The sequence below is a fragment of the Planotetraspora silvatica genome (genome assembly GCF_016863315.1).
In the GTDB taxonomy this organism is placed as follows: Bacteria; Actinomycetota; Actinomycetes; order Streptosporangiales; family Streptosporangiaceae; genus Planotetraspora; species Planotetraspora silvatica.
The window spans coordinates 117,137-135,785 of sequence record NZ_BOOQ01000027.1 but is presented as its reverse complement, the minus strand read 5'-3'; the positions used below and the strand labels follow the sequence as shown (position 1 = coordinate 135,785).

Here is an 18,649-nt window from a genome sequence, read left to right as displayed (position 1 = left end):
CGCAGGGTCGATCATGGAACCCATGTGGCTGGCCAAGGCGGGTCACACCGCGTGCCCGTCCCTCCTGATCTCTCGTCTGCTATCGACCCACCGCGTAGCGGCAGCGGGCCGGCGACAGAGGGTCAAGCCTGGCCTCGCGTGTACATTTCCCGGTGGCCTTCCTCGCGCTGGTTGCCCAACGTGCACGGCCTGGCTTGATCTGGAGGAGTCGGTCTGCTGGGCTCTGCCTGGGTCGATGGCAGGCGAGCGATCAGCACCTCTACCTCAGGCAGCTACGGCCCGTCTGGTGCGCGTACGCACGCCGGGGAGATCCAGGAGGCCGGGGGCTGGCGGGACTTCGCCGAGGTCCGCGAGGAGCTGGCGGGCTGGTTGGACACGCCACCAGCCGACCAGCCCGAACCTCGCTAAACGATCACTTCGAAGTCAAGCCGGTGGATCGGGGCTCAGTACACCGTTCCGTTGGCGCGCTGGCCGGGCGAGCGGGACAGCGAGCTGATGGTGTTGTGCTTGACCCAGCCGCCGGTCGCCGAACCGTCAGGGCTTCGGTTGATGGACACCCCGTCGGAGTTCGCCTGGCTCGAGGAGTAGCTCATCGACTGGACTGTCGCTCCGGCCGAATCCCGCAGGATCACCTGGTCACCGCTGTTGGACAGGTTGAGGCCGCCGGTGCTGGCTGCCACCGCCACGATGCCACCGGGGATCGCGGAGCCCGCGCCGAACACGGTGATCGCCTTGCCGGGCTGCAGCGTCGTACCGGCCGCGAACGTGTGCCGCACTGCCGACCCGTCCCGGACGGTCCAGCCGGCGATGCTGATCGCCGTGCCACCGGTGTTCACGATCTCGATGGCCTCGCCGGCGGTGCTGCTGCCCGGTTCGTTGGCCAGCACCTCGTTGATTATGACGTTGGCGGGTCCGCCGCCACCGCCGGCGGTGACGGTGACGTTCTGGGTCGTGGTGTGGGTGGCCCCGCCGTTGTCCGTCACGGTCAGCGAGACCGCGTAGGTTCCGGCCGATGCGTAGGTCACGGTCGGGTTCATCGCCGTCGAGGTCTGGCCGTTGCCGAAGTTCCAGCTGCGGCTCACGATGGTGCCGTCGGAGTCGGTGCTGCCATCGGTGAAGGTGCAGTTGAGAGCGGTGCAGGAGTGCGTGTACGACGCCGTGGGCTGCTGGTTCGCGCCGCCGCCACCGCCGATGACGAAGTTGTAGCGAGCCAGCACCGGGTAGTGGTCGCTGGTCGTCGTCGCGTAGTTCGGGACATAGGCCTGGGGCTGGAAGGCTTTCGCCGAGCCGGCGACGTATTTCGCCTGCACCTCGTTGGTGGTGAGCTGGTGGTCGATGAAGTCCGGGTAGCCCGCCGTCGACGACACGCCCGCCAGCGACAGGGCCCGCGTCGGGAACGTGTAGCGCGCCGCGTCGTTCACGAAGTTGGCGTAGGGCGAAGCCTTCCCGGATGTGATGGAGGTGTCGACGTCGTCGTTCCAGTCACCGATGACGAAGACGTTCTGTGTGGGGTAGGTCGTGTCGAGGTAGGACTTAAGGGCCTGCGACGCGGGGTTGCGGAGGTTCCAGTCATCCTGGGTAGACCCGGACTTCGCGTGCAGGACGATGAAGACGAGGTCACGGGTGACACCGTCGAACCTGCCGCGCAACGTGAACTCCACCGGCGGGCGGCCGGCGAAGTTGCTGTTCTGGTTGGTCAGGATGACCTTCGCGCTCACCAGGGTGGCCATGCTGGAACGCCAGACGAGGGCGACCTTCTGCTCGGTGTTGCTGAAGTCCGAGTAGTACTGCGCACCGTTCGTCACGATCGGGTCGTTGGCCACGACCCCGGTGTACCCGGGCATGCCGGCCACGAGTGTGTCGAACGCCGAGGTGCTGACGACCTCGGAGAGGCCCCACACGTCCATGTCGGCGCCCGCCATGACGTCGCGGACGTTCTGCTGCTGAAGCGCCTCGTTGGTCGGGCCGAAGTCCGGCGCACCTAACCACTCGACGTTCCAGTTGCCGACGTCGAGCTGTGTCGGCGATCCCTGCGACGGAACCGAGGCGGCGGCATTCGCCGCGGGGGTGGTAGTGAGCGTTGCCAGCGCCACGGCGGCGGCCAGGGCCCCCGTGAGCGCACGGAGCCTGAGTTTCATCGACAAGAGACCCTCCCGAGTTGGCGTGCGGGACTGGCCCGCAACCATGCTGTTGACGGGCTGAGGGAAGTGTCCGCCCGGCCCTCGGCCGCACCGCGCGCATGATCCAAACGATCAGCCACGTGTGAGTGAACATTCGACTGCCGGACCGATCGACCGGGTCGATCGACGGCTGGCCGCAGTGCGCGAGGACTTCCTCGACTGCGAAGTCGCGAGGCCCCGCCGCCGAGGACTGCGACTGACGGCTGCTACGCCCCCGCGGCCCGCAGCCGGTGCTCCGCGCCCAGCCACGGCTTGACCCACGTCACACCAGTGACAGCAGGGTTCAGCGGCGCGCGTCGCCAGGCGCGAGCAGGCTCGTCAGCTCCGAGATCGCTTCCGGGGACGGCTTGAAGTAGCGGCGGGACGTTCTCCGGCTTCCTGTGCCGGGACTTCGCCATCAGCATCAGCAAGGAGGCACCCTGCTCACCGAGGTGGGTCAGGGCGGAATGGCGGTACTCGTGCAGGTCCCAGCCGGTTCCCGGCCCGCACACGGCGGTGTGCTCGTCCAGCAAGGCGCGGGCCTGGCCGTAGGAGAGTCGGGCCAGGCCGGTGTCCGAGCAGACGTCGCGGGGACTGACGACCTTCCCCGGTCGGCTCAAGGGCCAGCCAGCTCGGTTTCCCACGGCTGGAATGGCGGGTCTACTACGTATGACGGGTCGCAGTAATGGCGGATCCATTGGGCTGCACGTATCTGAGCGTCGCCGTCGTTGATGACTCTGCCGGTCTCATCGACCTCAAGGACGTTGGTGTAGATCGTGAACACCATCTCCAATGTTGAGCCGAACTCCATCAGAGCGGGCTTGTAGTCGACGCCGTCCAGCAGTTCCATGTCTAAGGTGCCGTTGGCCAGGTAGAACGCGAAGAAGCGCAAACTGGCCCGCACATCTTCCGATAGTTGAGCCATGTTCCCCTTGTCTGACGCGCTGGCAGTACCAGCGAACATTGGTGAACTGCTTAAATCACGAGGTCGATGCCGTTGTCTCTGAGTTCCTGCGGGGTCAGGTCGATGGTGGGCTCGTCGGCAAGCTCTGCGTGGTAGCCGATCTCGTAGCGGTTGGCAGAGGCTTTGACCTCGGTGACCTCGATGGGCCGGCCGTTGGCGTGGGCCATGGTGCGGCGGATGATCAGCAGTGCTTCGGCGTAGTCCATCGCGAGCAGGGTGCGTTCGTCTTCGTAGGCGATGCGGGCGGTGGTGAGGGTCATCCATCGGATGGGGCCGTGTTCGCGGATGAGCGACTGGTAGAAGAACCCGGCGCGTTTGCGGTACTGGTCGTGGCGCTTGGGGTTGTCCCAGTCGGGAAGCATGTCGGCGTTGGTGTAGGAGTTGATCTCCAGTCGGGCGGACGCGCCGTGGATGACAGCGCTGTGGCCGCGGTGCCACATGCTGTGGCGGTGGATGACGGGGTGTCCGGGCCTGACGCCGAGGATGATCGCGGTATCGCGGTTGGCGCTGATCTTCTCGTCGGTGAACAGCGGGGCGTCAGGGTCGGCGTCGCGCATGGCGAGGTCCCAGCCGAATTCTTGGACGTCGGGGTGGTTGCCGGGGGCGGCGAGGTCGGGGCGTTTGCGGTCGGTGATGACGATGGCGCGGCGTTCGGGCATGGGGCGGACGAATGAGCCGCGTCCGCGCATGACGTAGGCCAGTCCTTCGGAGACCAGGGTGTCGATGGCCTTGCGGACGGTGGGGCGCGAGACGTCGTACTTCCTGACGAGCTCGGGTTCGCTGGGGAGTGCGCCGCCTGGTGGATAGCGGCCGTCCAGGATGGCGGCGCGTAGGTCGGTGGTGATGACGCGCCAGATGGCGTTTTTCTCGTCGGTCTCCATGACTTCCTTCCCCGAACTTTTCTCAGCACTACTTGTACTACAGGTTGACGAGCAGATCAAAGTAAGTCAACATGTACTACAAGTGGTACTGCGATCGCGGGAAGGTGGTGGTTGATCATGAACGCTGGCAACGAACACCCGGAATGGATGACCGACCTCGTGCGGGTCGTCAACGCGCCGGGCTACCAACGATGGCGGCAGATGGTCGCCGCAACAGGCGGCTGCGCCCACCCGATCCACCTCACCGGCGACTCGACGGTCGTTGACGCGAGCACGGGCGAGGCGCTGCACACCTACACCACCACCGACGAACCCGGCGGGCACCTCCTGGTCGCCTGCGGCAACCGGCGCGTATCGGTCTGCCCGGCCTGCTCAGAGGTCTACCGCGCCGACACCTTCCACCTGATCCGCGCGGGCCTGTCCGGCGGCAAAGGAATACCGGAGACGGTCAGCGCTCATCCGCGGGCATTCGTCACCTTGATGGCCCCGTCCTTCGGGCAGGTCCACACCCGACGCGAGACGAGCGGGACCGTGCGAGCCTGCCGTCCCCGCAACCGGGACCGGACGTGTGAACACGGGCGGCCGGCTTGCCCGGCAAAGACTGGTCCCCCCGCGAAATGCGGGACAGCTTCGTCTCGCTGCTGTCAGACTCCGGCGTCCCGATCGAGGACATCTCCCGCCTCGCCGGCCACCGGAATACGGTCGTCACCGAGACCGTCTACCGCAAGCAGATCCGGCCCGTGCTCATGCAGGGTGCCGAGACCATGGATGACCTCTTCTTCTCATGAAGCGACCTGGGATCACAGGGAGGAGGCATCATGTCGCGGTGAACATATTCCGGCGTTGGCAGGGTCGCATACGTTTCTACGGCGATTGCCCCGCATGTGGCCACGACTGGCGTGAGCATCCTGGGGGCGCATTCGATGACGATGATGCGTCACCCTGCGGAGAGTGCCTATATGAGATCGAACACGGCGAGCCGGACGCGCCCTCGGAAGCATGCAGATTGCCCGCTCCTCCCCCGACCACTGGCGATCCGTGAACAAGGCGATTCCATGCCGGACGCTGCCATCAGATCGGCACAACCTCATGCCCACCGGCCACCAGAACACGGTGGTCACCGAGACTACCTACCGCAAGAAGATCCGCCTGGTGCTTCTGCGGGACCTAGAGAAGATCAACTGCCTCTCCGAGGCATAGTCACTCAGTTCGTCACTCAGCCCGGGAAAGCAAGATCAGAGAAGGCGCGTTTTGCCTGGTGGGCGGTACTGGGTTCGAACCAGTGACCCCTCGCTTGTAAGGAGCCAAGCGCGCTACTTGCGGCGCGCTGAACTGCGGGTCTACCTAGCCGGCCCTCCCCCACTGACCAGCTCGGGCGCCGCCTAATGGCACGCTAATGGCACGGTGATCATGCCGTTCGCCCATGTCATCAGCGCTTCGGATCGCCATACGGAGCCGCTGCTTGCCGTCGAATGGCACGGCAATGGCACGGTGGCCGAGACACGATCCGCGACGGGCGCCCCTGCGTGCTCCTCTCCTTCCGATCGCCTACCTCGATTGGCGCAGCCGATCAAATGCCGACGCCCCAAGGGCTGACCGCCACCCACTGGGTATCAGCAGGATTTTGTCAGAGCCGTCTGGCATCATCTAACTCTGCGCAACAGCGGAGGGATACATGCCTAAGAAGACGCGTAAGGCCTCACCTCGCCAGAGCCAACAGCCAAAGAGCGTTCTTCTCTACCACGACATGGCCGTGTATGAAAACTTTGAACGCTGCGCACAGCGCATATTCAAAGTAGCGCAGATGGCCGAACGGACCAGACCTGGTGCACCACGCCTCCTCCACCTCAGAGTCCAGGGCCACAAGAACGACATTGGCGGCTACGACCACGACTCATGGGAGATAATGCGGCACTTTTTGCTCGATATGCTTTTCCCATACCTAACCGAGATCACTACACCGATATACAGGGTGCGGAATAAACAGAAGCAGTTAGACGACATCCCTGAGCGACTCGATATTTCCTACCCGGAGGGCGAGAACGGCTTCTGGTACGACGTGGATCTCCTGCCCGTCCGACCGAGGGAGATAGATACCGCCGCCCGTAGAACTCCCCCTTCTAGAGACGCGATCGCCGAGTACCTCGGAATGGACGCGGCGTGTTGCCTGGTGTGCTGGAAGACTAAGGTCGAGCGCGCCCACGTCGTTCCCACCGCCCTGGGCGGTTCGATGAACGTCCGCAACTTCGCGTTTTTGTGTCAGGAACATCACAGCCAGGCTCCGGATATCGCGGATGCGGAGGCTTTCTGGGCTTGGGTTGACTATGCAGAAATGAGAGACTCAGGAAGCAAGTGGGAGCAAGCCCCCGAAAATGTCAAAGATTGGATGCGCGCACTCGGCTCCCGAACAGAAAAACACGACCGCTCGGAAATGGATTTCATCGCCGCGGTAAAATTTGAATTGCGACACCTATACGACTGGACTGAAACCGACTTCTCTGAATCCTCTTGGAATCTACAAGAGGAGTATCATCGGGTACTCGATGCAGCGACTGGGAAGCACTTCGGTGTAGAAAAGAAGGTCGCTACGCACGCCTGGGCCTACAATGTCGCCAAGCATCGCCTCTCCCAACGCGGGAACTCCAGAACGGACCGGCCTGCGCGGGTCCTGCTTTACGACGACATTCAATGAGACAAGGGCCCGCTAATGGCCCGAGAGCAGCCTGACTGGCTCACGGCCGATCGACGGCGGGCCGCGGAATCTTGTCGGCCCAATCGTCCAGGCCGATGGAGATCACCTCTTTGAGCTTGTCCTTCCCGACAGCTTGAACAAGATCGGCAAGGCATTCACACCGGTTCAGTTCGCCAGCGACAGTGCATCGGTAAATGCCCATGATCCGGAGAGCCCGAGCGGAGACCTCAAAGATCTGCTCGCCTGGGATCGGGATCTTCGTGGCATAGTTCCGGAGGAGTTCTACGAGACATCTCCCCACCCTGTCGGCAGGCGATTTGCCCACCAGTATGTCGGCAACGAGAGCGTGGGTTTGGTCCTGTGCTTCTAGAAGCTTGCGAGCAGCTGCAGCCAGCGGGGCGCAGTCAGAGTGCCGTGCTGTGCGAACTTCATCCCAAAGGGCGCTACCGAGGAGATCGGAAGATCGCTGAGCGACAGTGGCTTTCCAGCCGTCCGTTGTCACGTTCGCGACGATCTCAAGGACAGTCTTCTCTACAGCACGGGGTGTCGCTGCTGCTGCGCGTACTGTGCGGCGCCGTCGCCGATGAGATGGGACAGGGTGTCCTCGGTGATCAGAGCAGGGGGAGTTCCTCCGTCGTTGGCACGGCAGACCCGAACGTGTCGCAGTAGAACCACATAAACCGGCCATGAGCTGACGATGCGGTCGGCCCTGTCGCTCCTGCTACTGGCCAGGGAGCCAGGCTTTGCGGCTCCAATCGGGTGATGCATCCAGCGTTGCAGTAAGAGGACGTCCGCGCGGTGACGAGCAAGGATCCGCCGGCGTCTCCCTCGGCGACCGATCAGGAGTACCTCACGCGCCTTCCGTCGCGAAAGCCAGAACGGCCCGGACTAGCACTGCCGACGGTTCTACAGGTAACCGAGGTTGTCAGCTACGCGATATCGATGAGCTGCGCCTACGTCTCCTGAATAAGGATGAGCATCGGCGCGAAAGATCATCCAGCGCATATCCCGCACGGCCTGATGCTCGTGCGGAACCGCACGCTCCTCCCCCGTCCGCGCATCCCGTATGCCGTCGACCCATCGCGAAGCGACAGCGGGCCGGTGACGCAGGTGCAAGCCCGTCTTCGCGTGTACGTCGGCCACTCGCCGTTCCTCGGCCATTGGACGCCAACAGGCACAGACGGGCTTTCGCCGGAGGAGTCGGTCTGCTGGGCTCTGCCTGGGTCGATGGCAGGAGGGATGCGCGGGCCCTGCCTCAGCCACCCGCGGACCCTCCCTGCCCTAGCGATCATCCCGGAGTTGGAGGCCCCCGCCGGAGGCACAATCATTCGCTCACCGTGCCACGTTTCTTGAGCTCATGCACCGACCACCAATAGGCAGCGATGACAAAGGCCAGGCCCCCAGCGAGAACGTAGATGAAGTAAGCCAGTGAACGAGACCAGGCAGCTGGCACGACGCCAATTACCCAGAGGACAGAGAGCTCTCTGACCGTGCGCCGCGTGACTCGTCGCTGTGTGTCGACGGCTACTCGGACTGCTACTTGGTTGACGAGAAGCTGAGTTGCGACTGAAGCCTCAGCAACTCGTGCCGCCAGATCCACGGGGATGGACGCTAAAGTCCTGTCGTAAAGTGCATCCCTGAACCGTGCGGCAGCCTCCGCGCGTGACGAAGTTCCGGGCCCGTCTTCGCTGTCTGAATCCATGCAAATAGCGTCTTCCGCGAAGTGCGACATTGGTGTATGCGAGCAGCCCCGATGAAAGATCAGCGTTGCAGATCTGCGCGCACGAGTCCAGCCTTGCGTCTAGAGCAAGTTCACCATCGCACGCGCCCGAGTCGCCGGCGGCCGGGACCGGCCCCCAGGCCGCATGCCCGGCCGCCGAGCGGGCGTAGGGTCGCGAGGCGGCGCGGAGCGCCGCCCTTGATCTCTATAAGCACAATTCGGCAACACACGCTCAGAGTTTCGGATCTCCTCGTATGGTTGTAAACCTGAGATCAGAGTACGTCGATAGGAGGAGAACGTGATCACCGGAGATGAGCCTGTATCTAGCGAGAACGACATTCTGGGTCGTCGTTCCATTGCATGCCAGTGGGCGGCCGCGATTGGGCAGACGACGGCACCAAATGGTCTTGTTTTTGCGGTAACGGGTCCTTGGGGGTCAGGAAAGACCTCAATGCTTAACATGATGGAAGAGGAGTTGACCGCCAAGGAAATTAAAGTCTTGAAGTTTAATCCATGGCTGTTCTCGGGAACTGATCAGCTCGTCAATTTTTTCTTTGGCGAGATGGCAAGCCAGCTTGAGTATGGGAACCCGAAACAAAAGAAGATTGCTGGTTCGTTAAAGAAGTACGGTGCTCTATTCTCTCCCATTAAGGTTGTACCGATCATAGGCACTGCCTTAGGCGCCGCGGCCGAAACCGCAGCCGCTGCGGGGAAGTTTATGGAGGAGAGCCAGATCCGGGGCGTTCAAGAGCAAAAGAACGCGCTAGCGGACGCGCTCAGGGATCTTGGACAGCCGATGATTATAATTCTAGACGACCTCGATAGACTTACTGGTCAAGAGATCCGGGACGTCCTTCGAATGGTTCGCTTAACCGGGGCATTCCCAAACCTGGTATACATCCTGTCGTTTGACCGTCAAAGAGTCGAACTCGCGTTGAACGAAGACGGGCTTCCCGGTAGAGCCTATCTAGAAAAAATCGTTCAGGTGATGTTTAATGTCCCTAATATTGCACCGATAGAGCTTCATGCAATTTTGTTTGCCGAGCTGGATCAGGTAATACAAGATGTTCAGTACTCTCGATTTTCGACTGACGTATGGCCCGATGTCTTTATCGAGATTATAGCGCCTCTTCTGTCTACCGTTCGCGATGTCCGACGTTATGTCGGCCCGCTTCGCACCGTGCTGTCGATACTGGATGATCGAATAGAACTCGTGGATGTTCTAGCATTAGAGGCAGTGCGGACATTCCTGCCGGATGCTTTTTCGTTACTCTCGTCCGCAGCCCCCGGATTAACAACACCTACCTATGGCTCACACGACGATCCGAAGTACACCGAGCAGGTCCGCGCCTTCGTTGATTCGGATGAACAGAATCAAGGAATTTTGCGCGCGATTTGTACAAGGCTCTTTCCAGCTTCAAAGCTCCGACTCGGCATAAACGAGAGCTATGGCACGGAGTCGGCAGCGACCTGGCTTCGCGAACGTCGCGTTGCCCACTCTGATGTGCTTTCGTTTTATCTACAGATGTCCATGCCCTCAGGCATGAGAAGTGCGGTGGCGGCGGAGTTATTATTTGCGCATATCGAGGACGAAGATTTCCTGTCGCAGGCGCTTAGTGATTTAGAGCCGTCGCAAGTTGAGTCGATCGTTGCCGCACTGGAGTCCCATCAAGAAGAGTTCTCTGGCGTTGATCCCACGGCGGCAATAGTTGTCCTCCTGAACCAATTGCCACGCCTTCGGCGTCAGGCTAGAAGTTTTTTCGATATTGGTCCGGATCTAGTAGTCTCCCGCGTGGTTTACCGACTCCTGCTGCCTACGGGCGGACCCGATCAGGTTCTAGCATTAGTTCGCAGCATACTTCCGAGGGTGCATCAATATTCATCAAAGCTCATACTGCTGAAGTTGGTCGGTCATGAGGAGAACGCAGGACATAAGCTGGTAGAGGAAGCCGAATGGAGATCGCTAGAAGAGGAGATCAGAGAAGAGGTTCGATCTTCTGCCGCGACCGATCTAGCGCATGAATGGGATCTCCTCCGGCTCATGTGGTGGGCCGGAGCTAATGACGATCCTCGCATCTGGATTATTCCGGAGACATTTCTTGATGAGCCGGAATTCGCTTCAAGACTGCTGACCACTTCCGTGAGTCAAGCGCGTAGGCAGACCATGGGGTCCAGGGCTGTAGATATTAGCGATCGTATCGCATGGGGGATCCTGAAAGAGGTTGTCGGCGGCGAGGAAAACATTCGCCGCTGTCGGAACGCTGCTGTAACCGCAATGGGTGACGAAACCTCACTCATCCAGCTTGTAGACAAGTATCTAGAGGGGTGGAGGCCTAAAGAGTTTTAATGCTGGGAGGTTCGATTAGATTATGGCGGCTCAGGAGAGAATTTCGTGGCGGCGAGTCAAACTACCTGTTCAGTAATTAGCCCACCCGCCCGGCCTGGAGAATCCCTTGGCGGAGGGCGTGGCGAGAGTTGCCGTCCGGCCACGAGTGAACTCGACGTCGTCCACGCCGCGGCGAGCCTGCCGGCCATTACGTCCTGCGATCGTCGCTCCGATGATTGTTCCCCGTGGTAAAACGCTCGGATGGAGGATCGGCGGGATCGGCTGCGTGCGCTGGGTGAGCTGTTTCGTCAGTTACGCAAGGGCGCGGAGCTGACCGGCAAGGAGTTGGCACAGCGTGCAGGAGTGGCTCAGCCTACGATCTCGCGGATAGAGACGGGGCAGCTTCTTCCGACGCCGGAGACTGTCGACCGGCTTTCAGTTGCCCTTGAGCTCGATGATCGGAATCGCGGACGGCTGGATGACCTGCTCCTGCGGCTTCGAGACGAGGTGGCACGCCTGAAGAGCGGGCTAGCCGGGCGCGAGGCGGCTGATGCTGCACGGGTTCGCTCGGCCCAACGCGTGGTGTCCTTCCAATCGGCGATGATTCCGGCCCTGCTCCAGACTGCTGAGTACGCGCGGCTTGCCCTGGCGGTCGGCCGTGATGTTGACGAGGATGACGCAGCGAATGCGGCGGCCTCGCGGGTGAGCGCCCAGGCTGTCCTGTTCGATGCCGACCGTGAGTTCGCGTTCGTGCTGACTGAGGGTGCGGTACGGACCTGGCCGGGATCTCCATCGTTGATGCTGGCCCAACTCGACAGGTTAGCCCAGGTGTCGACACTGCCCCATGTCCGAGTGGGTGTTGTGCCCTGGACGGTCCCCGCGCCAGGCTTCCCGTTGCATGGATTCACGATCTACGACGAGTCGACCAGTGTCGTAGAGGCGCTCACGGGCGATGTGACTCACCTCGACCCTGGCGACATCACCATGCACATGGAGACTCTCCACGCGTTCGCTGCCGCGGCCGTGTACGGCGACGAGCTGCGGGATCTCCTCGGCGAGATCGCGGCCGACTTCAGGGAGCTGGCAACAAAGCTCGGCCAGTGACGCATTTATACGTGGAATAGCTTGAGCGCCTTCTAAGGTGACTCATACGCTGAGCATGTGGATGTATAGCCCCCTAGACATCGGAGCTTCCCCATGCTGGCCTGGCGCATGTCCCGCTTCTTCCTCGGCTCCCCCGCTTCGGTGACCGAAGCCCGCCGGTTCGTCACCGCCTTCCTGCGCGACTGGCCGTGCCTGGAGGCGGCCGAACTCATCGTGAGCGAACTGGCCACCAACGCCGTACGGCACTCGGCAAGCGGCCGATTCGGAGGCCGGTTCATGGTGACCATCCGGGTAGTCTCCAACGGGCTATGGCTCGGCGTCCTGGACGAGGGTGGCCCGCACTCTCCGCAACTCTCAGCAGGCTCTGACGATGAAGGCGGACGGGGCCTGATGCTGGTCTCCGCCCTGGCGGCGCAGTGGGGCGTGTGCGGGGACGAGCATGGCCGTACCGTCTGGGCTGTCCTGTCCACGGTGCCGGCGCTGGTCGCCTCGGAGTGAGCGACTGCCTGGCTCCTCACGTGCCGGTGCCTCAGTCGGGATACCACCGGCTGGCCTGGCTTGATCCGCGGGGCGATGTCCGATGCCGGGTGGTGGCGTGGACGTGTGACTGCAAGGCCCTGATCTACGAGCTGTGCGAGTCGGGCGGACTCGGCTTCATCCGCCGCACCGTCCAAGGCGACGCGGTCACGGTCACCGAGACGCAGCGCATGCCGATCCGGCAGGTCCGAGAACTGTGGGCGACCATCCTTGTCGGGATGGCACGATGAGTCCGCGAGGCGTACCGAACCGGCGTTCCGCGATCCGAGCCGTGGACCCAAAAAGCGGCAAACCCCTCAAAACCGTACTGTCAAGGGGGATGGACGGCATTTCGTCTAGGGGCCTAGACTCGGTCGAGCACCGCCAAGGAGGAAACGTGCCACCGACCGACCTGGACCGCATCGCCGCGATCGATGACCCTTACCGGCTACTCCGGGTCGCCACCGAACGACTCAACGCCGCACAGCAGGAAGTCACCGAACTGGCCCGGCTCCGCCGCCGCGTGATCCAGGAACTCCACGCGCAGGGAATGTCCTACGCGCAGATCGCAGAAAAGGCCGGCCTGTCCCGCGGCCGCATCCACCAGATCCGCCACACCGGCCCCGCCCCCGAGGGCGCGTTCCTCGGCACTGGGATGGTCACCGTCGTCACCCCGCTGCGGCACGACGCCGAAACTGGCCGTTCCATGGTCGCTTTGGACGACATGCGCTCCGGCAAGCGGCTGGAAGACCTTGCCCGCGGCTTCGGCCTGAACGTCGCCACTGACAACGTCACCGTTGACGGCCAGATCGATCTCAACCAGGACGGCCTGCTCGTCATCTGCGGCCCCCGCATGTCCGACGCCATGCGCGCGGCCTACGACACCGATCCGGTCATCCGCTGGGATCGCGATGACAAGGGCTGGATGCTCATCGACACCCGCACCAAGCAGGTGTTCCGCTCCGGCACCCAGGCAGACCCGCAGCAGCCCACCGACTCGGCATTCCTCGGCCGGCTCCCACGCCCGGACGGTAACGGGTCGTTCCTCGCCATCGCCGGTATCCGCCCCAACGGCTCACTCGGCGTCGTCCACTTCCTCACCAACGAAATCGCCACCCTTTGGGGACAGGTCGACGACAAGCGGTTCTCCTGCGTGGTCGACGTCGAATACGACCCGACGACCGGGGAACCCGTGCGGGCGGAACTGGCCAGCCCGCTCTACCGGCACGAACAGAGCTGACCCGTGCACGTCACCTTCGCGAGCGAACCCGCCTTCCCCGGTCGGCCCAATGAGGACTTCATCGGCGCCACCCCGGACGCGGTCGTCCTCCTCGACGGCGCCAGCATCCCGGCCGGGATCGAATCGGACTGCTCGCACAGCGTGCGCTGGTATTCCCACGCTCTCGGCTCCACCCTGCTCGCCGAGATGACCCAAAGCGCCGGCCCCCTGGCCGAACTCCTCGCCAAGGGCATCAAACACGTGACCTCGTTGCACGACTTCACCTGCGACCTGTCCCACGGCGGCTCCCCCTCCGCCACCGTCGTCCTGCTCCGCCAGGCCGGCGACCAGCTCGACTGGCTCGTCCTCGGCGACTCCACGCTCATCCTCGACACCAGCACGACAGAGCCAATAGTGGTCCGCGACGACCGGCTAGACCAAGTCGCTGCACCTCGCCGTACCCGGCTCGACGCCCTACCCGGAAACACGCCGGAGCACGCCGAAGCGCTACGGGTGTACGTGGAAGGCTTGGCCGACTACCGGAACCGCGACGGCGGATTCTGGGTTGCCTCCACCGATCCCCTCGCCGCCGACCAAGCCCTCACCGGCACAGTGCCCGCTGGCTCTGTTCGTGCAGTGGCGCTACTGACGGATGGGGCATCCGACGCCGTCGACCGCTACCACCTCACCACCTGGCGCGGGCTCCTCGACACCCTCGCAGAGCACGGACCAGCGGAACTAATCCGCCAAGTCCGGGTAGCCGAACAGTCGGACCCCTACGGCCAAGGTTGGCCCCGCAGCAAGACCCACGACGACGCAACTGCGGCCTACTGCCAAGCCTGAGATCTGCCCTGGTCTCTACGGAAGGGTGAGACATTGGTGTTCGAGCACGTTCGCGGACTAACTCCGGAACGCCTTGGACTTCTGACCGCTGTCTTTGAAGAATGCCGGTCGCTCCTGAGACGCAACGGAGATATGGAGTCCATCCAGCGGCTCCTGCGCGACCGCGGCACCTCCACGCTCGAGGCCATCCTCGTCACCCTCGAACTCATGCGTCCCAAACAGGGCACCCTCGCCGAGGCCAGGGATGCAGTCCTCCTCAGCGCGGCACGAAATGACGCCCTACACCAACACGAAACGCTCATGGCCTCGTATGAGGCGATCGGTTCAGACGAAATTGACCAGCGCTCGGGTCTGTCCTCTTCAACGAGGGACCCCAAGCAGCGAAGGCATGACATGGATGTCGATCACATCATCGAGCAACTCGACAACGTCGTGCGCGCCCTCCTTGCGGACTTCGAGAGCAAGTACGGCTACCCGCCCGGCACCAACACGACGGTGCTGGCCGATGGAGACGAAGAGCTCCGCGCCTTGTCGCAGGAGCTAGGAGCTCCTCTCCCAGCTGACATCTCAGCCTTCTTCGGCGCCATCGCAGAAGTGAGTCTCCCGGACCTGTGGAACGGCTACTTCATCGGACCTCCAAACTGGATCGCCGAGCTGCACAACTCCCGAGAACCGAGGTTCATCCGCCATGGCACCACAACTCAGGAGGTGATGATCATCGCTGCGAACGGTGGCGGCATGCTCTACGCGGCACCCCTACCTGATGGCCGGCCGATCCTGGCGCTACCGAACAGTGCAATCCAGAACGGCATCTACGATGCCGACGTTGCAGGCTTCGGACTGGTAGCCGCCAATCTCGACGAGTTCATGCGGACGTTGATCACCGCAGGGCTCGCCGAGGACTCCACAGATCCATTCGACCCGTACCAGCAGAACTAATCCGCCAGGTCCGCGAAACAGAACGGTCAGACCTGTACGGCCAACGATGGCCCCGCAGCAAGACCTACGACGACGCCACTTCAGCCTATTTCCATACTTGAGATCCGCCCTCGGAGTTCCTCGAAAGGGAAGAAAAAATTTGATCTTTAAGCATATCCGGCGTTTTGGCAGGAAACTCGCGACTAGCCGAAATGACGTTAGGTCGCACTACAAAATAGAGTGGGGCACTTCGGACCGCGAGGCCGAATTCTATACAGAAGACATCTCTATCGGCGTACTAAAGTGGAATACTAGCGCCAACACGCAGGGGGTGAACATTTATGCAACCGTCGGCGCGAGCGATTATCCAATTCCAGGATTTAGCGCGAACCATCGGCAGGAGTTCTTCGTTGGACTGATCCCCGAATTCGATGATATTGCTAGCCGCTTGGCATGGCTGGGAGCCTATACGCAAATGACGGGCGAGGTTTTGTCTACTGGTCATACATACAGGGCACTTCAAGGCCTGGTTGACGGGCATGGATTCGGCGGATTCGTGATCCTATCGCCGCTCGACGGCCATCCTGCTCCCGTCGTTCTTGAGGATGGTCGACATGTCGAGTTTCTCATGGTTATCCCGGTCTTCAGTGACGAGCTCGACTATGCGCGCAGTCACGGAGTAGATGACCTATTGGCGAAGATGGAATCCTTGAACGTCCCGTTCTGGGATCCGACGAGAAACTCAACCTTCCGGACACCTGAAGAAGGATCCTTGTTGGTATAGCCGCACCAGGTCTCTGCTCACGAGCACGAGGCCCCCAATAAACGTTCTTGAGATGATCCAGAGACCACGATTGATCGTGCTCGATGTTGGCACGCATTCCGCGCACCAGATGGCAGAACGCCTCCGTCGTAACCCTAGCCCGGCTTTGAGTAGTGGACTCGATGTCCGAGATCATTCCGGTAACTGACGAATCAGAGCAACCAACTCCGGGGGACACTGCGCAATAGGCGCGCTTTTTCTTACTAAGCGGGCAGCCACCACGAGTTCCACGAAGGTGCTAGGTCCCTCAAGCACAGAGGCCAAGATCCCAAGTGGAGTGACCAGGCTGGTTTCCACGGTGTCCGGAAGCGCATCCAGGTAGACATCGTCTTCAGTGAGCACCAGGTCAACAAGCTCTCTTGCTGTTGCCCTGAGTGCGTCCACATCCAGACCTTGAGCGATCTGGTCAACTCCCTGCCACGCCGGCAAATAGTGCGGCAGATGGTTCGACATGGGCATGGCCGTCCTTCCCTCCAGAGATGCGCTGCACGTACCGGGATCTTGGGGTCGGTCATCCTTGGAGATGGCCCTTCCCTCAGCGTTGGACTCAGATGGCGATGGCCCTTCCCTCAGCGTTGGACTCAGATGGCGATCGGCAGGGGCTCGATCCAGCAGTCGACAACCTTGGGAGCGATGTAGGCCAAGGCGTCCTCGGCGTCGGCTTCGGTGAGGAAAACGCCGGCGCCGCTGATATCCGGTACACCTCGGCGATCGACACGGGTCATGACCACATAGACGGTTCGGTACCGCTCCCGACGGACCTGCTGGTCGTCGGCGTTCATCGCGTCGATGAGGTCCCGCACGGAGGCGACGTTGAGTTGCATATGGAATCCGTCCAGCGGCTGGGTAGGCCACCGGGGCATGTCCTCTGACACGTACGCGAACAGACTCTGTCTCGTACGACGGAGAACGTCCTCCCGCCAGCCAACAGCCAGACTGATCACGTAGTCGGTCACCCCGTCGCTTTCCAGGATGAAGATCCGCTCGCCGCCCTCGACGTCACCGCCGGACAATGCCTTGATCAGGCCGAACTCTTCTTCCGTCGCACAACGTATGGTCAACCCCCGATAGACGTCTCTGATCTTCAGGGCAGTGACCGGCTTGAAGACGAGATCGATGGTCGAGTCCTGGTCTACGACTAGAGGCGTGCTACGAAACATCAGTTGGCTGTGGCTCACGCCGTAAGCGAAGAACTGGAAGCGACGGTCGCTTTGAAAGAGAACCGACCCGGGGTCCAGCTGAGCTTTGCTGTTGTGCCATACGTCACTGATCACTGACGTCATGCTGCCGATCACGGCCCGGCGCGTCAACGGCTGCGTTTACCCCCCTAGACAGTTGGGCAGATCCTAACTATCGTTGTTGCATAGCCCCCTAGACAGTCCATCAAGGCGACGGCACACGACTTACCCCGTCTAGGGGGGTCGACAGAAGGGAGGAGCAGCTATGGCACTACAGGGACCGATACCGGTGACCTTCGACATGGTCTTTCCGCACGGCTGTTACGTCGTGGGGGAGGTCGAGCAGGTCAAGGACTTCGACGCCTCGACCAACGGGCGGTTCGTCCAGGCACGCGACAAGCAGACGAGAGAACTCGTGTGGCAGGTCGCGGTGATGGACGCGGACCCGACGCTCAAGCCGGCTCAGAAGACGGTGGCGGTGAAGATCCTGGCTCCGATCCAGCCGGTTCCCCCGGCGCCGATGGCGGGGCTACCGTTCACGCCGGTCGAGTTCGACGGGGTCAGCGTCACGCCGTACGTCAACCAGTCGGGACGGCTGGCCTACTCGATCCGAGTGCGCGAGATGCGCGCTCCCCGCTCGGGTGCGTCCCGTTCGGCTGCGGCTGCGAAGGATGCGGCGTGATGGGCCGGGCCAAGGCTCGCCCGGCGAGTGTGATCAACCTGAACAGCGGTTCCGGCGCGGTGGCGGAGAACCATTGCTATCCGGTGCGGACGCCGGTGCTGGAACTGCGCTTCGGCTCGGTGCAGGTGCTGGTGACCACGTCCGCGGCCGACGAGGTGACGGCGGCTGATGTGGAGTTCGCCCAAGGCCTGGCTCGCGAGGCGGCCTCGTTCGCGCGGTCGGTCGAGCGGACCTTTCACGGACTGCCGAACGGTCGCGGGGTGGCGGCCTGATGACCCTCGCCCCCTACACCCACGTCACGGTATCGATCCAGCCGGGCGAGGTTCCGCACCTGGGCGTCTCGTTCCACACGCCCGACCTTCGGGTGAGTGCCTCGGTGCTGAACACCGGTCGGCCGTACCTGGGCCTGGACTCCAGCGAGGCGCGGGTGTCGGTCTCGACCACTGGGGCCGGTCCGGTTACCGCGAAAGATCTCGACGTCGCCCGGCAGATCTTCAACGCTGCCGCGCGCTACCTGGCCGACTGCGAGCGACTGCACACCCAGCAGTCGGCTACCCCCGCACGCTTCGACGCCCCTGGCGACGAGGTGGCGGCCTGACATGCAGGTGGGGCCGCTGGAACTGG

The 18,649-nt window shown here is 62.4% G+C and carries 21 protein-coding genes and 1 pseudogene; 15 read left to right on the top strand and 7 right to left on the bottom strand.

Annotation, left to right across the window (positions count from 1 at the left end; all coding sequences use genetic code 11):
• Nucleotides 1-443: 443 nt before the first annotated feature.
• From Psi02_RS21025 to Psi02_RS21010, 4 genes are all read right to left on the bottom strand, one after another.
• Nucleotides 444-2,138, bottom strand: a complete 1,695-nt coding sequence (locus tag Psi02_RS21025) for a lamin tail domain-containing protein (RefSeq protein ID WP_239095038.1) — start codon at nt 2,136-2,138, stop codon at nt 444-446.
• A 248-nt stretch (nt 2,139-2,386) separates the two neighbouring features.
• Complete coding sequence (locus Psi02_RS21020; RefSeq protein WP_203976673.1) at nt 2,387-2,779, bottom strand: hypothetical protein; 393 nt, start codon at nt 2,777-2,779, stop codon at nt 2,387-2,389.
• A complete protein-coding gene (locus tag Psi02_RS21015) occupies nt 2,776-3,084 on the bottom strand; it encodes a DUF7677 family protein (RefSeq protein ID WP_203976672.1) in 309 nt (102 codons plus the stop codon). The genes Psi02_RS21020 and Psi02_RS21015 overlap by 4 nt, the downstream gene beginning before the upstream one ends.
• A gap of 50 nt (nt 3,085-3,134) precedes the next feature.
• Complete coding sequence (locus tag Psi02_RS21010; protein ID WP_203976671.1) at nt 3,135-4,004, bottom strand: GntR family transcriptional regulator; 870 nt, start codon at nt 4,002-4,004, stop codon at nt 3,135-3,137.
• Nucleotides 4,005-4,121: 117 nt separating this feature from the next.
• On the opposite strand from Psi02_RS21010, the pseudogene Psi02_RS40125 reads away from it, so the two are divergent.
• The 4 genes and pseudogenes from Psi02_RS40125 to Psi02_RS20995 all read left to right on the top strand — a co-directional run.
• A pseudogene (locus Psi02_RS40125) lies at nt 4,122-4,532 on the top strand (replication initiator); the annotation flags it as partial.
• Between the two features lie 59 nt (nt 4,533-4,591).
• Nucleotides 4,592-4,792, top strand: a complete 201-nt coding sequence (locus Psi02_RS21005) for a site-specific integrase (protein ID WP_203976670.1) — start codon at nt 4,592-4,594, stop codon at nt 4,790-4,792.
• 211 nt (nt 4,793-5,003) lie between these two features.
• Nucleotides 5,004-5,204, top strand: a complete 201-nt coding sequence (locus tag Psi02_RS21000) for a hypothetical protein (protein WP_203976669.1) — start codon at nt 5,004-5,006, stop codon at nt 5,202-5,204.
• 475 nt (nt 5,205-5,679) lie between these two features.
• Nucleotides 5,680-6,696, top strand: coding sequence for an HNH endonuclease signature motif containing protein (locus Psi02_RS20995; RefSeq protein ID WP_203976668.1), 1,017 nt, complete (start codon nt 5,680-5,682; stop codon nt 6,694-6,696).
• 40 nt (nt 6,697-6,736) lie between these two features.
• Here Psi02_RS20995 and Psi02_RS20990 read toward each other — a convergent pair whose 3' ends face one another.
• Complete coding sequence (locus Psi02_RS20990) at nt 6,737-7,198, bottom strand: hypothetical protein (protein ID WP_203976666.1); 462 nt, start codon at nt 7,196-7,198, stop codon at nt 6,737-6,739.
• Nucleotides 7,199-8,714: 1,516 nt separating this feature from the next.
• On the opposite strand from Psi02_RS20990, the gene Psi02_RS20985 reads away from it, so the two are divergent.
• The 8 genes from Psi02_RS20985 to Psi02_RS40735 all read left to right on the top strand — a co-directional run bounded on the left by Psi02_RS20985 (nt 8,715) and on the right by Psi02_RS40735 (nt 16,126).
• Nucleotides 8,715-10,763: a KAP family P-loop NTPase fold protein gene (locus Psi02_RS20985; RefSeq protein WP_203976665.1), complete on the top strand. Its 2,049-nt coding sequence runs from the start codon at nt 8,715-8,717 to the stop codon at nt 10,761-10,763.
• Between the two features lie 240 nt (nt 10,764-11,003).
• Nucleotides 11,004-11,846 carry a helix-turn-helix domain-containing protein gene (locus Psi02_RS20980; protein WP_203976664.1) on the top strand — a complete coding sequence of 281 codons (843 nt, stop codon included), beginning with the start codon at nt 11,004-11,006 and terminating at the stop codon, nt 11,844-11,846.
• A 93-nt stretch (nt 11,847-11,939) separates the two neighbouring features.
• Complete coding sequence (locus tag Psi02_RS20975; RefSeq protein ID WP_203976663.1) at nt 11,940-12,344, top strand: ATP-binding protein; 405 nt, start codon at nt 11,940-11,942, stop codon at nt 12,342-12,344.
• A gap of 20 nt (nt 12,345-12,364) precedes the next feature.
• Nucleotides 12,365-12,613, top strand: coding sequence for a hypothetical protein (locus tag Psi02_RS20970; protein WP_203976662.1), 249 nt, complete (start codon nt 12,365-12,367; stop codon nt 12,611-12,613).
• A gap of 146 nt (nt 12,614-12,759) precedes the next feature.
• Nucleotides 12,760-13,602, top strand: coding sequence for a sigma factor-like helix-turn-helix DNA-binding protein (locus Psi02_RS20965; RefSeq protein ID WP_239095037.1), 843 nt, complete (start codon nt 12,760-12,762; stop codon nt 13,600-13,602).
• 3 nt (nt 13,603-13,605) lie between these two features.
• Nucleotides 13,606-14,424, top strand: a complete 819-nt coding sequence (locus tag Psi02_RS20960; RefSeq protein WP_203976661.1) for a protein phosphatase 2C domain-containing protein — start codon at nt 13,606-13,608, stop codon at nt 14,422-14,424.
• Nucleotides 14,425-14,556: 132 nt separating this feature from the next.
• Entirely contained in the window at nt 14,557-15,363 is an 807-nt protein-coding gene (locus tag Psi02_RS20955; protein WP_203976660.1) for an SMI1/KNR4 family protein, read from the top strand.
• Nucleotides 15,364-15,409: 46 nt separating this feature from the next.
• Complete coding sequence (locus Psi02_RS40735; RefSeq protein ID WP_275415223.1) at nt 15,410-16,126, top strand: suppressor of fused domain protein; 717 nt, start codon at nt 15,410-15,412, stop codon at nt 16,124-16,126.
• A gap of 171 nt (nt 16,127-16,297) precedes the next feature.
• On the opposite strand, the gene Psi02_RS20945 is transcribed toward Psi02_RS40735, so the two are convergent.
• On the bottom strand, nt 16,298-16,618 hold the full coding sequence (locus tag Psi02_RS20945) for a hypothetical protein (RefSeq protein WP_203976655.1): 321 nt from the start codon (nt 16,616-16,618) through the stop codon (nt 16,298-16,300).
• Nucleotides 16,619-16,746: 128 nt separating this feature from the next.
• Nucleotides 16,747-17,448 (bottom strand): hypothetical protein, encoded by a 702-nt coding sequence (locus Psi02_RS20940; protein ID WP_203976653.1) that lies wholly within the window; start codon nt 17,446-17,448, stop codon nt 16,747-16,749.
• A 160-nt stretch (nt 17,449-17,608) separates the two neighbouring features.
• On the opposite strand from Psi02_RS20940, the gene Psi02_RS20935 reads away from it, so the two are divergent.
• From Psi02_RS20935 to Psi02_RS20925, 3 genes are read left to right on the top strand one after another with little or no spacing between them, the layout of a single operon-like run.
• On the top strand, nt 17,609-18,025 hold the full coding sequence (locus Psi02_RS20935; protein ID WP_203976651.1) for a plasmid replication, integration and excision activator: 417 nt from the start codon (nt 17,609-17,611) through the stop codon (nt 18,023-18,025).
• Nucleotides 18,025-18,297 (top strand): hypothetical protein, encoded by a 273-nt coding sequence (locus Psi02_RS20930; RefSeq protein WP_203976649.1) that lies wholly within the window; start codon nt 18,025-18,027, stop codon nt 18,295-18,297. The genes Psi02_RS20935 and Psi02_RS20930 overlap by 1 nt, the downstream gene beginning before the upstream one ends.
• Nucleotides 18,297-18,623: a hypothetical protein gene (locus tag Psi02_RS20925; RefSeq protein ID WP_203976648.1), complete on the top strand. Its 327-nt coding sequence runs from the start codon at nt 18,297-18,299 to the stop codon at nt 18,621-18,623. The genes Psi02_RS20930 and Psi02_RS20925 overlap by 1 nt, the downstream gene beginning before the upstream one ends.
• The last annotated feature ends 26 nt before the right edge of the window (nt 18,624-18,649 follow it).

Coding starts and splice junctions, on each gene's coding strand:
- Psi02_RS20930 (WP_203976649.1), top strand. CDS start 18,025: ATGGGCCGGGCCAAGGCTCGCCCGGCGAGTGTGATCAACCTGAACAGC.
- Psi02_RS20975 (WP_203976663.1), top strand. CDS start 11,940: ATGCTGGCCTGGCGCATGTCCCGCTTCTTCCTCGGCTCCCCCGCTTCG.
- Psi02_RS21025 (WP_239095038.1), bottom strand. CDS start 2,138: ATGAAACTCAGGCTCCGTGCGCTCACGGGGGCCCTGGCCGCCGCCGTG.
- Psi02_RS20940 (WP_203976653.1), bottom strand. CDS start 17,448: ATGACGTCAGTGATCAGTGACGTATGGCACAACAGCAAAGCTCAGCTG.
- Psi02_RS21000 (WP_203976669.1), top strand. CDS start 5,004: ATGCAGATTGCCCGCTCCTCCCCCGACCACTGGCGATCCGTGAACAAG.
- Psi02_RS20935 (WP_203976651.1), top strand. CDS start 17,609: ATGGCACTACAGGGACCGATACCGGTGACCTTCGACATGGTCTTTCCG.
- Psi02_RS21015 (WP_203976672.1), bottom strand. CDS start 3,084: ATGGCTCAACTATCGGAAGATGTGCGGGCCAGTTTGCGCTTCTTCGCG.
- Psi02_RS40735 (WP_275415223.1), top strand. CDS start 15,410: ATGGCCCCGCAGCAAGACCTACGACGACGCCACTTCAGCCTATTTCCA.
- Psi02_RS20945 (WP_203976655.1), bottom strand. CDS start 16,618: ATGTCGAACCATCTGCCGCACTATTTGCCGGCGTGGCAGGGAGTTGAC.
- Psi02_RS20980 (WP_203976664.1), top strand. CDS start 11,004: ATGGAGGATCGGCGGGATCGGCTGCGTGCGCTGGGTGAGCTGTTTCGT.
- Psi02_RS20995 (WP_203976668.1), top strand. CDS start 5,680: ATGCCTAAGAAGACGCGTAAGGCCTCACCTCGCCAGAGCCAACAGCCA.
- Psi02_RS20925 (WP_203976648.1), top strand. CDS start 18,297: ATGACCCTCGCCCCCTACACCCACGTCACGGTATCGATCCAGCCGGGC.
- Psi02_RS21010 (WP_203976671.1), bottom strand. CDS start 4,004: ATGGAGACCGACGAGAAAAACGCCATCTGGCGCGTCATCACCACCGAC.
- Psi02_RS20955 (WP_203976660.1), top strand. CDS start 14,557: ATGGAGTCCATCCAGCGGCTCCTGCGCGACCGCGGCACCTCCACGCTC.